Annotated in this window: 10 protein-coding genes and 1 pseudogene; 6 read left to right on the top strand and 5 right to left on the bottom strand. The window is 67.6% G+C overall.

The window, feature by feature from the left end:
- Window positions 1-76: 76 nt before the first annotated feature.
- The 4 genes from U1701_RS01920 to U1701_RS01905 all read right to left on the bottom strand — a co-directional run bounded on the left by U1701_RS01920 (window position 77) and on the right by U1701_RS01905 (window position 5156).
- Entirely contained in the window at window positions 77-1369 is a 1293-nt protein-coding gene (locus U1701_RS01920; protein WP_332780837.1) for an MFS transporter, read from the bottom strand.
- Between the two features lie 23 nt (window positions 1370-1392).
- Window positions 1393-2157 (bottom strand): 2-keto-4-pentenoate hydratase, encoded by a 765-nt coding sequence (locus U1701_RS01915; protein WP_332781426.1) that lies wholly within the window; start codon window positions 2155-2157, stop codon window positions 1393-1395.
- Window positions 2158-2250: 93 nt separating this feature from the next.
- Complete coding sequence (locus U1701_RS01910) at window positions 2251-3681, bottom strand: mannitol dehydrogenase family protein (protein WP_332780836.1); 1431 nt, start codon at window positions 3679-3681, stop codon at window positions 2251-2253.
- Complete coding sequence (locus U1701_RS01905) at window positions 3678-5156, bottom strand: UxaA family hydrolase (RefSeq protein ID WP_332780835.1); 1479 nt, start codon at window positions 5154-5156, stop codon at window positions 3678-3680. Before U1701_RS01905 ends, U1701_RS01910 begins: the two co-directional genes overlap by 4 nt.
- A gap of 100 nt (window positions 5157-5256) precedes the next feature.
- Between U1701_RS01905 and U1701_RS01900 the strand changes: the two genes are divergently transcribed.
- The 6 genes from U1701_RS01900 (at window position 5257) to U1701_RS01875 (ending at window position 12178) form a co-directional block, all read left to right on the top strand.
- Window positions 5257-6285 (top strand): LacI family DNA-binding transcriptional regulator, encoded by a 1029-nt coding sequence (locus U1701_RS01900; RefSeq protein WP_332780834.1) that lies wholly within the window; start codon window positions 5257-5259, stop codon window positions 6283-6285.
- A 94-nt stretch (window positions 6286-6379) separates the two neighbouring features.
- Window positions 6380-7810 (top strand): glucuronate isomerase, encoded by a 1431-nt coding sequence (gene uxaC, locus U1701_RS01895; RefSeq protein WP_332780833.1) that lies wholly within the window; start codon window positions 6380-6382, stop codon window positions 7808-7810.
- An 81-nt stretch (window positions 7811-7891) separates the two neighbouring features.
- Entirely contained in the window at window positions 7892-8734 is an 843-nt protein-coding gene (kduI, locus tag U1701_RS01890; RefSeq protein ID WP_332780832.1) for a 5-dehydro-4-deoxy-D-glucuronate isomerase, read from the top strand.
- Between the two features lie 132 nt (window positions 8735-8866).
- Window positions 8867-9622: a 2-dehydro-3-deoxy-D-gluconate 5-dehydrogenase KduD gene (kduD, locus tag U1701_RS01885; protein WP_332780831.1), complete on the top strand. Its 756-nt coding sequence runs from the start codon at window positions 8867-8869 to the stop codon at window positions 9620-9622.
- On the top strand, window positions 9622-10629 hold the full coding sequence (locus tag U1701_RS01880) for a sugar kinase (protein WP_332780830.1): 1008 nt from the start codon (window positions 9622-9624) through the stop codon (window positions 10627-10629). Before kduD ends, U1701_RS01880 begins: the two co-directional genes overlap by 1 nt.
- Complete coding sequence (locus tag U1701_RS01875; protein WP_332780829.1) at window positions 10616-12178, top strand: carboxylesterase/lipase family protein; 1563 nt, start codon at window positions 10616-10618, stop codon at window positions 12176-12178. The genes U1701_RS01880 and U1701_RS01875 overlap by 14 nt, the downstream gene beginning before the upstream one ends.
- Here the strand turns inward: U1701_RS01875 and U1701_RS01870 are convergent.
- Window positions 12175-12595 (bottom strand): annotated as a pseudogene (locus tag U1701_RS01870) (cupin domain-containing protein). The gene U1701_RS01875 and the pseudogene U1701_RS01870 sit on opposite strands and share 4 nt — an antisense overlap.
- Window positions 12596-12732 lie beyond the last annotated feature (137 nt).

Below are 12732 nucleotides of genomic sequence, written 5' to 3'. Positions count from 1 at the left end.
CCCGGGCTCGACCCGGGGTCCCGCTTCTTGGCGGTCGATAGCGGGACCCCGGCTCAAAGCCGGGGCGACGGGCACTTTATCGTGCCTCGACCCGCGCCAATCGCGGCGACAACAGATGCACGACGGCGATCGCGATCAGATACGTACTCCCCGCGACCGCGAAGATCAGCGTGTAGCTGCCCGTGGTCTGCAGAATGTACCCGGTGAACTTGGCCATCATCATGCCCCCGATCGCGCCCACCGTACCGCCGATCCCCACCACGGAGCCGACGGCGCCGCGCGGGAACATGTCCGAAGGGATCGTGTACAGGTTCGCCGAGAACGCCTGGTGCGCCGCGGTCGCGAGCCCGACGATGCCGACCGCCAGCCACAGATTGTCGACATATTGCGCGAAGAAGATCGGCATCACCAGGAACGCGCAGGCCAGCATCACCATCTTGCGCGCGAAATTGGCGCTATACCCGCGCCGCATCAGCTTCGACGATGACCACCCGCCGGCCACGCTGCCGATGTCGGAAATCAGGTAGATCGCGACCAGCGGCGGCCCGAAGCTCTTCAGGTCGAGATGGTACGTCTTGGCCAGGAAATCGGGCGTCCAGAACAGGAACAGCCACCAGATCGGATCGATCAGGAACTTGCCCAGCGCGAACGCCCAGGTCTCGCGATAGCCGAGCAGCTTCAGCCAGCCGATCTTCTCCGCCGGGTCCGCGGGATCGCTCTCGATATAGGCGAGCTCTTCCGCGGACACCTTGGTGCTCTCGCGCGGACGGCGGTACATCGCGATCCAGAATACCAGCCAGATCAGGCTGAACGCGCCGGTAATGACGAACGCCATCCGCCACCCAAGCCCCAGCGTGACGACAATAAACGGCACCACCAACGGCGTGATGATCGCGCCGATATTGGCACCCGCGTTGAACACGCCGGTCGCGAACGCGCGTTCGCGTGCCGGAAACCATTCGGAGACCGCCTTCAGCCCGGCAGGAAAATTCCCCGACTCGCCGATGCCGAGCACCGCGCGCGCCGCGGAAAACTGGAATGCGTTGCCGGCAAAGCCGCACAGCGTGTGGCCCAGCGTCCAGATCACGAACGCCACCGAATAGCCGATCCGAGCGCCCAGCACGTCGACGATTTTGCCGAAACTCAGATAACCGATCGCATAGGCCGCCTGGAACCAGAAGATGACGTCGGCATAAGTGGTCTCGTCCCATCCGAGATCGGCGGAAATGATCGGCTTCAGCACCCCGATCATCTGCCGGTCGACATAGTTGAGCGCGGTCGCCGCGAACAACAGGCTGCATATCACCCAGCGGTATCGCCCGACCCGCCCGGCCGCGCCGGCGACCTCCGGCATGTCCATCGTTGCCATTGGTCTTCTCTCCTATGCGGCCTCTAGCGGGCCTTGATCGTGCAGGTGACGGCGAACCGACCGTCGAACTTTGCTTCGACCCGGTCGCCGATCGCAACCTGGTGGACGCCGGTGACGGCACCGCTTGATATCCATTGCCCGGCTCGCAGCACAATCCCGCGCGCCGCCATATGCTCGAACAGATAGCGCGCCGCACCGAACGGCCCGTCGAGCATCGTCGCTGACGTCGCCGCGCCGATACGGGTGTCGTTGATCCAGAGCTCGATCGGCCACGCGTTGATGTCGCCGTCGCGCCAGCCCTCGGCTTCCGCACCGACGACCAGCCCGTTGTTGTTGCCGAAATCGGAGATCGTCGCGGTCGCGCCGTTGCTGTTGATGCCGGGGAAGGGCGAGCTGGCGATCTCGATGCCGACATGCACCGCGTCGATCAGCGCGGTCGCCTCCTCCAACGTGTAGCGCGTCTTGGCGGGGTCGGGCGCGGTGCCGATCTTCAGCAGGAATTCGGCTTCGGCTGCGGCGAACCCATCCGCGAACACTGGCATCGCAACCGGCGGTTCGGCTTGGTCATGCACGGAACCCGCGAAGATCGGGCCGCTCAACCGGTCGATGCCGTCTATCGGCGGGTTGATCCGGCCGACCTTCCAGCCGACGACCTCGCCGTCGGCGAGCGCCAGCGCATCGTCCTGCACCGCATAGGCTTCCGCGAGCGAGGTCGGCAGCGTGCCCGGATAGTCGGGCACTGCGATACCGTCGCGCCGCGCGTCCACGAAGGCGCGCGCGATCCGCATGCTGTTGTCGGTCGTATTCGGCCGTTCGCCCAAGAACCCCTCCTCTATTCTCTTTTGCCGGGGCGTAATGGAAACCGGTGTCACTGACAAGGATCAGCCGAACAGTCGGGTCCAGTTTCCGTCATGCGCATCCGTTGCGGCCGCCTGCAGCACGGTGACGAGTGCGGCGTCCCCGGCAACCGAGGCGGGGATACCCAGGCCCTGGCGGATCAGGTTGGTCACGACCTCGGCGGCGCTGCCTTCGGCGGCGATCGATGCCAGCGTCGCGCCGGCGGGGTCCACGATCGCGGCGCCGGCGCGCGCCTGGCGAATCAGGAACGCCACCCAGCACCCGATCGCCGCGACGACATGTGCCGGCATCCGGCCCGCCTGCCGGTTCGCGATCAGCGTGTCGCCCAGGCGATAGGGCAGCTTCTGCGACCCATCCTGCGCGATCTGGTCGAGCCGGTGGACGATCACAGGGTTGCGGAACCGCTGCAGCACTGCGGCGCGATACGCATCGATGTCGAGCCCGCGCACGCTGGGCAGCATCGGCGCGATATCGCGCTTGATCATCGTGTCGACGAAGCCCGCCAGCGCGTCGTCGCGCATCGCGTCGGCTACGCTGGTCGCGCCGCGCAGGAGCCCGGCATAGGCGAGCGTCGAATGCGCACCGTTCAGGATGCGCAGCTTGGCCTTTTCGTAGCCGCCGACATCGTCGGTGATCGTCGCGCCCGCGCCGCCGAGATCGGGCCCGAGCGGCTGGCCGATATCCTCGATCACCCATTGCGCGAACGATTCGCGCTGCACTGCAGCCTCGTCGGTCAGCCCGATCGTGGCCGCGACATCGGCATAGAGAGCGGCGTCGCTGGCCGGCGTGATCGAATCGACCATCGTCGACGGCACGCGCACCTCGCCCGCGATCCAGTCGGCGAGTTCGGCATCATTTGCCCGCGCAAACGCGACCAGCGCCGCGTGCAGCTTGGCGCCGTTGCTGGCGAGGTTGTCGCACGGCATCGGCACGAACGGCGCGTTGCCTGCGGCTTTGCGCGTGCCGAGACCCGCGACCAGCCAGCCGATCAGGCTGCGCGGGGTCTGCGCGCCGCCCAGGTCGTGGACGATATCGGCATGGTCCATGTCCAGCGTGCCGTCGCCGGCCAGGCAATAGCCCTTCTCTGTCACGGTCGAGGTCACGAGCTCGACCGACGGGTCCGCCAGCAGCGCGTGGATGCGCGCGGCATCCTCGGGCCCCAGGAATTCACGGTGCGCGCCGATCACGCGCATCGACGATTCCGCGTCGCGAATCGCCAGCGTGTAGAGTCCGTCCTGCGCCGCCAGTGCCTCGATCGTACCGCGCGATCGCATCGACACCGCGGCGATGCCCCAGCGCGGGTCGTCCGCCAGCACCGCGTCGATATAGGCCGCCTGATGCGCGCGGTGGAACGCGCCGGGGCCGAAATGGACGATCCCGACATGCGGCTCGGTGCGGCCGATCGGGCTCGCGACGGTCACCCGGTCAAGCGTCGCCATGGTCAGTCGATTCACAGGGTTACGCCTCGTTTCCAGATTGCGATTTCGCGTTCGCCGTTGCGCTCTGCCGCCGTCTCGGCGCCCGATGCAATCGCCATGATCCGCGCCAGCAGCGCAGCCTCGGTTGCCGGCAGCCCGTCGTCGAGCGCCGCGCCCGCATCGAAATCGATCCAGCCCGGCTTGCGCTGCGCCAGGTCGCTGTTCGACGCGATCTTGATCGTCGGCACCGGGAAGCCGAGCGGCGTGCCTCGGCCCGTGGTGAACAGGATCGCGGTCGCGCCCGCCGCCGCCAGCGCGGTCGACGAGACCGCGTCGTTGCCCGGCCCCTCCAGCATCGTCAGCCCGTCCCGGGTAATGCGCGCGCCATAGGCGATCACGTCGGAAACCCGCGCGCGCCCGGCCTTCTGCACCGCGCCCAGCGACTTTTCCTCGAGCGTGGTGATCCCCCCCGCGACGTTGCCGGGGGACGGGTTCTCCGACACCGGCTCGCCGTGATCGAGGAAATATTGCTTGAAGTCGTTCACCACGCCGACGATCCGGTCGAAGATTGCGGCATCCGCGGCGCGGTTCATCAGCAGCTGTTCGGCGCCGAACACCTCGGGGATTTCGGTGAACACCGCGCGCCCGCCCGCCGCGGTGACGCGGTCGCTGATCCGCCCGACCAGCGGGTTGGCGGTCAGCCCGGACAGCCCGTCCGACCCGCCGCATTTGACGCCCAGCACGAGCCGGTCGAGCCCGACGCGCTGCCGCGGTGTCGCCGCCAGCGCCGCCAGTTCGGCAACCAGCGCGCAGCCTTCCGCAACCTCGTCGCCGCTCAGCTGCGTGGTCAGCGTCCGGATCATGGCATGGCGCTCGGGCGGGATCGCCGCCATCAGCGCCTTGATCTGGTTCTCCTCGCACCCCAGCCCGACGATCAGGACGCCGCCGGCATTGGGGTGGCACGCCAGACTCGCCATGATGCTGCGCGTGCCGTCCAGATCGTGGCTGAGCTGCGAACAGCCATGCGGGTGCGTGAAGGCATGGACGCCGTCGACCGCGTCGCCGACCAGCGCACTGGCCCTGGCGGCGATCCGGTCGGCGGTGCGCGCGACGCAGCCGACCGTCGACAGGATCCAGATCTCGTTGCGCGTCCCGACCCGGCCATCCGCACGGACATAGCCGTCGAATGTCGCCGTCGACCCGGCAACCGGCGGCGCCGCCGGGGTCGGATCGAACCGATAGGCGAGCGTGCCGGCGAGTCCGGTCTGCAGATTGTGCGCATGGACATGGTCGCCGACCGCGATCGCCATCGTCGCCCGGCCGATCGGAAAACCGTATTTCACCACCGGCGCCAGCGCATCGATTGCGAGGATCGCGATCTTGTGCCCGCGCGGAATGTCTGCGGCGGCGGTCACCGCCGCATCGCCGACCTGCACCGTTTCGCCGCGACGGACATCGTCCAGCAGCGTCGCCACGCTGTCGCGGGGGTCGACCCTGAGCGCTCTTGCCATCGCATCCTCGATTATCGGTAAGCGGTGTCAGGTCATGCCGAGCCGGCCCGCCCAGCGCAAGGCTGTTCGTCGGCGTGGGACGCCGCTATGCCTTGGCACCATGCAGAAGACCGGCCAGCCCACGATCAACGATGTCGCCCGCCTCGCCGGGGTGTCGAAGAAGACGGTCAGCCGCGTCATCAACCGCTCCCCGCTGCTCAGCGGCGACACCCGCAAGCGGGTCGAGGACGTGATCGGCGAGATCGGCTACATCCCCAACCCGCAGGCGCGCGGGCTCGCGCTGCGGCGCAATTTCCTGATCGGGCTGGTCCACGACAACCCGAATGCGCAGACCGTGATGAACGTGCAGCAGGGCATGCTCGAGGCGTTGCGCGGCAGCGAATTCGAAATGGTGGTGCGGCCGCTCGATCGCGGCTCGGCGACGATGCTGCAGGATCTGCGGCATTTCCTCGAACGCCAGCGGTTGTTCGGCGTGCTGCTGATGCCGCCGATCAGCGAGAATGATTCGGTCGCGGCGCTGTGCGATTCGATCGGCTGTCGCTACGTCCGGATGGGCTCGGTCGCGCTCGACGATACCGAACATATGGTCGCGTCGAACGACCGCGAGGCGGTCTGCGCGGCGACCGAATATCTCATCGCGCAAGGGCATCGCCGGATCGGCCTGATCAGCGGGCCGCACGGCTTCCGTTCGGCGCGCGAACGGCGGCAGGGGTTCGAGGATGCGCTGGCGAACGCCGGCATCGCGCTGCCGCGCAGCATGATCGCCGACGGCAATTACACGTTCGATTCGGGGCTGGTCGCCGCCGAACGGCTGCTCGACCTGACCCCGCGCCCCACCGCGATCTTCTCGTCCAACGATGAAATGGCGGCGGGCGTGATCCACGCCGCGCGGCAACGCGGGCTCGACATCCCGCGCGATCTGTCGATCATCGGCTTCGACGACACCCCGATCGCCGCGCATGTCTGGCCGCCGCTGACCACGGTACGCTGGCCGATCGCCTCCATGGCCCGCTCCGCCGCGCTGAAACTCATCGCCGGCGAAGACGGAATGCACACCGAAGTTGAAGAACCCTCCCTATTCCTCTCCACCCTCATCCGGCGCGGGTCGGTCGCGCCACCGGCCGAATAATCGCGTGGGCCGCGGGTTGCGCGAACGACTGACACCGCTTACCAACGACCCCGCTGAAGACGCTGGCGATGCGCGCGGCACGAGAGGACGAGTGATGGCACGGCGACTGGAACTGCACCCGGACCGATTGTTTCCGGCCGATCCGACGACGCGCGAGATCGCCCGCGCGCTCTATGCCGACATCGCCGACCAGCCGATCGTCAGCCCGCACGGTCATGTCGACCCGGTCTGGTTCGCGGACAACGCCGCCTGGACCGACGCGACCTCGCTGCTGCTGGCGCCCGACCATTATCTGTTCCGTATGCTCTACAGCCAGGGAATCGCGCTCGACGATATGGCGATCCCGCGCGCGAACGGCGTCCCCGCGACCGATCCGCGCGCCGCGTGGCGGGTGCTGGCCGAGCATTACACGCTGTTCCGCGGCACGCCGTCGCGGATGTGGCTCGATCACGTGTTCGCCGAGGTGTTCGGGTTCGACGTCGCGCTCGACCCCTCCACCGCCGATCTCTATTTCGACACGATCGCCGAGAAGCTCGCGACCCCGGCGTTCCGCCCCCGCGCGCTGTTCGATCGGTTCCGCATCGATTTCCTCGCCACCACCGAGGGCGCGCAAGACGATCTTGCCGCGCACGCCCGGATCCGCGAGTCGGGCTGGCAAGGCCGCGTGGTCACGACCTATCGCCCCGACGGCGTCATCGATGTCGAGCACGAGGCGTTCGGCCCGGCGATGGCGCGCTTCGCCGAACTGACCGGCGAGGACGTCTATAGCTGGACCGGCTATCTCGCCGCGCACCGCAAGCGCCGCGCCGCCTTCCGTGCCGCCGGCGCCACCGCAACCGATCACGGCCATCCGACCGCCGCGACGGCGAACCTCTCAGCAGTCGAAGCCGAAGCGCTATTCGCCAAGGTCACGCGCGGCGACTGGACCCCCGCTGATGCCGAGCTGTTCCGCGCGCAGATGCTGACCGAGATGGCAGCAATGTCCGTCGAGGACGGCATGGTCATGCAGATCCATCCGGGATCGTCGCGCAATCACAATGCCGGGTTGTTCGCGAGCCACGGCCGCGACAAGGGCGCCGACATTCCGACGCGCACCGATTACGTCCACGCGCTGAAGCCGCTGCTCGACCGGTTCGGCACGAGCACGACGTTGTCGATCATCCTCTTCACGCTCGACGAAAGCACCTACGCGCGAGAGCTGGCACCCTTGGCTGGCCATTATCCGTGCCTGAAGCTCGGGCCCGCCTGGTGGTTCCACGATAGCCCCGAGGGCATGCTCCGCTTCCGCGAGCAGACCACCGAGACCGCCGGCTTCTACAACACCGTCGGCTTCAACGACGATACCCGCGCCTTCCTGTCGATCCCGGCGCGGCACGATGTCGCGCGTCGGGTCGATTGCGGGTTCCTGTCGCGCCTCGTCGCCGAGCATCGCCTCGCCGATTGGGAGGCCGCCGAGCTCGCGCATGATCTCACCACCGGACTCGTCCGGCGTGCCTATCGGATCGACGAAAAGACGGTGGGATAGCGTCCCATTATATGTAATTCAGTGCTTACTTCTTTCCCGGACGCCCCCCTTACGGCGCGTCGCATCGACCGGAGCCAACCCATGTACGACCGCACATACTACGCCACGCACCCCGACATGATGGAATGCGTCTCCAACGAGGAACTGCGCGACCGCTATCTGATCCAGGACCTGTTCCGCGACGGAGAGGTCGTGCTTAACTACACCCACGCCGATCGCATGGTGATCGGCGGCGTCGCGGTGGCGAGCGGTAGCGTCGCGCTGCCGCATCAGACCGAACCGGCGTCGGCGGCAGGCCATCCGTTCCTCGAGCGTCGCGAACTCGCGGTCGTCAATGTCGGCAAGGTTGAAGGCATTGTGACCGTCGATGGCGAGACTTTCGCGCTCGGCAACAAGGACTGCCTGTACGTCACGATGGGCGCGACCGACGTGTCGTTCTCGGGCGATGGCGCGCGCTTCTATCTGGCGTCGTGCCCCGCGCATAAGGCGTTCACCACGCGCGTCGTCTCGGTCGCGCAGTCGACCACGCTCGAGCGCGGCAGCCTCGAGGAATCGAACGAGCGCACGATCCACCAGATGGTCATCCCCGGCATCTGCGACAGCGCGCAGCTGGTGATGGGCCTGACCGTGCTGAAGCCCGGTTCGGTGTGGAACACGATGCCCCCGCACATTCATGAGCGGCGCTCGGAAATCTATTTCTACTTCGAACTGGACGATCTCGAGAAGGATCGCGTGTTCCATTACATGGGCGAGGGCGAAGCCACCCGCCACATCGTCATGGGCAACGAGGAAGCGGTGATCAGCCCTCCCTGGTCGATCCACATGGGCAGCGGCACCAAGTCCTACGCCTTCATCTGGGCGATGGCCGGCGAGAACCAGGACTATACCGACATGAACGTCCTCGACATCTGCCAGCTGGCGTAAGTCGAACGTCGAACCCCCTCCCGCTAGCGGGAGGGGGCAGGGGGTGGGCGCGCTCACCCCACTCCGCTGCGCTGGAGGAAAGCGCGAGCCCACCCCCGTCCCCTCCCGCGGGCGGGAGGGGAGGAGAAGTAAATGACCAATCCCTTCGATCTGACCGGCAAGGTCGCCATCGTCACCGGCGCGAACACCGGCATCGGCCAGGCGATTGCCGTGGCACTAGCGGAAGCCGGCGCCGACGTCGCCTGTGTCGGCCGCACGCCTGCCGAAGACACCGTCGCCAAGATCCGCGCGCTCGGCCGTAAGGCCGAGATCGTCTCCGCCGACCTCTCGACCATCGAACCCGTGCAGCGCGTCGTCGACGAGACGGTGGCGAAGCTCGATGGGCTCGACATCCTGATTAACAATGCAGGGATCATCCGCCGCGCCGATACGGTCGACTTCACCGAAGCGGATTGGGACGCGGTCGTCGACACCAACCTGAAGTCGGTCTTCTTCCTCTGCCAGGCGGCCGGGCGGCACATGATCGCGAACGGGGGCGGCAAGATCGTCAACATTGCGTCGATGCTGACTTTCCAGGGCGGCATCCGCGTGCCGAGCTACACCGCGTCCAAATCGGGCATCGGCGGCCTGACCAAGCTGCTCGCCAACGAATGGGCGAACAAGGGGATCAACGTCAACGCGATCGCGCCCGGCTATATCGCGACCAACAACACGGCCGCGTTGCAGGCGGACGAAACTCGCAACAAGGCGATCCTCGATCGCATCCCGGCAGGCAAATGGGGCGACGCGAGCGACCTCGGCGGTGCCGCGGTGTTCCTGTCGTCGGCCGCCGCAAACTATGTGCAGGGCCATATCCTCGCCGTCGACGGCGGCTGGCTGGCACGCTGATGGGCAAGTTGCTCGCGTTCGGGGAGATCATGCTCCGCCTGTCGCCGCCGGGGCGCGAGCTGTTGCTGCAGACGCCCAAATTCGACGTGTGGGTCGCAGGCGCCGAAGCCAACGTCGCGACCCAGCTCGCCAAGCTCGGCCACGACGTCGGCTTTGCCAGCATGGTGCCCGACAATGACCTCGGCCGGTCGGCGGTGACGACGCTGCGCGGCCACGGCGTCGAAACGCGCGGCATCGCGTTCGGCGGCGATCGGATGGGGCTGTATTTCGTGACTTCGGGCGCGGGCATGCGCGCCACCGAAGTGATCTACGACCGCGCCTATTCCGCGTTCGCGCAGGCGCCGGTCAGCGCCTGGGATTGGGACATGCTGCTGGACGGCGTCGATCGGCTGCACCTGTCGGGGATAACGCCGGCGCTGGGCCCGGTGCCGGCGGAAAGCGCGCTGGCAGCGGTCCGTGCCGCCAGCGACCGTGGCATCGCGGTGTCGTTCGACGGCAACTGGCGCGGCAAATTGTGGGAACGCTGGGACGCCGACCCGCGCGCGATCCTGACCGGCCTCGTCGAGCATGCCGACCTGATGTTCGGCAACCACCGCGACATCGCGCTTCTGCTCGGTCGCGAATTCCCGAGCGGTGCGGAGGATCGCCGGCGCGAGGCTGCTGAGGCCGCGTTCGAAGCGTTCCCGAGGCTGCAGACGATCGCGTCGACCGCGCGGCATGTCGAACATGTCGATCTGCACCGGCTGTCCGCACGGATCGACACGCGCGACGGCTGCGCGCAGACCGACGAGGTGATGTTGTCGGGGATCGTCGACCGGATCGGTGGGGGCGATGCGTTTGCCAGCGGGGTCTTACACGGTCTGCGTTCGGGCGGGGATATTGCCGGCGCGGCGCGAACCGGACTCGCGCTCGCGGCGCTCAAACATTCGCTGCCAGGCGACGCCTCGCTGTTTCGGCAGGCTGACATCGATGCCTATCTCGAAGGCAGTCTCGATGTCCGCCGCTGACGGCTGGACCCGCCGCGCCGCGCTCGGCGGCGTCGGCGCGACGCTGATCGCAACGCGCGCCGCCGCGGCTTCGGGGCCGGCAACGGTGCGAACGGCGGCGGGCGATTTCGCCGGTCTGCGTGAGGGCAGCGTCACCCGCTTCCTCGGCATCCGCTACGGACGCGCGCAGCGCTTCAAAGTGCCGGTCGCCGAACCCCGCGCCGCCGGAGTCGTGCAGACCACCGCCTTCGGCCCTGTCTGCCCGCAGTCCGGATCCTACACGCCGCAGTCCGAGGACTGCCTGTTCCTCAACATCTGGACCGCCGAGCCCGATGCGCGCGCGAAGAAGCCAGTGCTGCTCTACATCCATGGCGGCGCCTATTCGAACGGCAGCGTCACCGATCCGCTAAACGACGGCCAAGCGCTGGCCGCGCGCGGCGATTGCGTCGTCGTCACGGTCAACCACCGTCTGAACGCTCTCGGCTATCTCTATCTGGCGCGGCTGTCGGCGGCGTTTCCCGATAGCGGCAATGTCGGACAACTCGACCTGATCCTCGCGCTCAAATGGGTGCGCGACAATATTGCCGCCTTCGGCGGCGACCCCAACCGCGTCATGGTGTTCGGCCAGTCGGGCGGCGGCGCCAAGATCGCGACGATGATGGGCATGCCCGCCGCCGCCGGCCTGTTCCAGCGCGCCGCGACGATGAGCGGGCAGCAGGTCACCGCCTCGGGTCCTATCAACGCGACCGCCCGCGCGCGCGCTTATCTGGCGAAGCTCGGCGTCGACGAGCGGAACCTCGCGCCGCTGCTCGCCATGCCCGTCGAACGGCTGGTCGAGGGGCTGTCGGCCACCGATCCGATCCTCGGCGGCGGGGTGTATTTCGGCCCCGTGCTCGACATGACATGGCTCACCCGCCACCCGTTCTGGCCCGACGCCAACCCGCAATCGCTGCGCATTCCGATGATGCTCGGCAACACGCACCGCGAGACCGGCGGCTTTTTGAGCCCCGACACCTCGAAGGTGAAGGGGCTCGACTGGAGCAACCTCGCCGATCGGATGGCGCCCGAACTCAAGATCGATATCCTGCCCGAATGGGTCGTCGCGCAATATCGTGTGCGCTACCCCGACTGGTCTCCGACCGACGTCTTCTACGACGCGACCACCGCGGGGCGCAGCTGGCGCGGGCAGGTGATCGAGGCGGAGGCACGCGCCGCCGCGAACGCGCCCGCCTGGGTCTATCAGGTCGATTTCGCCTCGCGCACCGATCCGCGCCGCGGTGCCTTCCATACCATGGACATCCCGCTGGTGTTCGGAACGCTGGGCGCGGCGGGATCGCAGACCGGTGCGGCCGCCGACGCACGCACGGCATCCGCGGCGATGCAGGACAGCTTCGTCGCGTTCGCCGCCACCGGCGACCCCAACCATGCCGGCCTGCCGCGCTGGCCGCGCTACGATCTGCAGACTCGCGCGACGATGGTGTTCGACACGCGCACGCATCTGGAAAACGACCCACGCCGCTGGCAGCGCGAACTGTTCGCGCGCGTGCCGTACATCCAGCCCGGCAGTTAGCGCAGCGGCAACGGATAACTCACGATCAGCGCGAGCGGGGCTTTGCCGACCTGGCGGATGCCTACCGTCTCGCCCGCGTAGAGATAGGCCGCCATGCCCGGCTCGAGCGGCGCGCGGCGGTCGCCCGACGACACTTCGCCTTCGCCCTACAGCACGTAATAGACCTCGTCGTGCGCGATGACGTGCGCGCCGATCGCGGCGCCGACATGCAGCACGCGCTTGCGGAACTCCATCGTCCGGCCAGGGATCGCGTCGCTGATCCGATAGGCGGTGCTCATGCCGATCGCCGTGCGGCGGCGGTTCGTCGCGCACCGTCTGGCGTTCGTCGACGACGATCATCGCCCGGCTCTCTCGCGCGATTCCGGGCGCTGATGCCGTCGTCAGCGCCAGAAGCGCGACTGCGGTCCATGGCGTCATTGCGTGCTCCTCCAAAATCTCTGTCGATACCGGCATGTTGACACGCGCCCGATCTCGAAGCATGTGTCTGACACCGGTTACCTGCTTCGGCAAGGATCGGGAGGCCAGATCGGGAAAACCGACCGCCTGGAGAGGAT

It is taken from the genome of Sphingomonas rhamnosi, assembly GCF_036663615.1.
Classification (GTDB): domain Bacteria; phylum Pseudomonadota; class Alphaproteobacteria; order Sphingomonadales; family Sphingomonadaceae; genus Sphingomonas.
The sequence above is the reverse complement of the archived record's forward strand: the minus strand, read 5'-3'. Positions and strand labels throughout refer to the sequence as shown.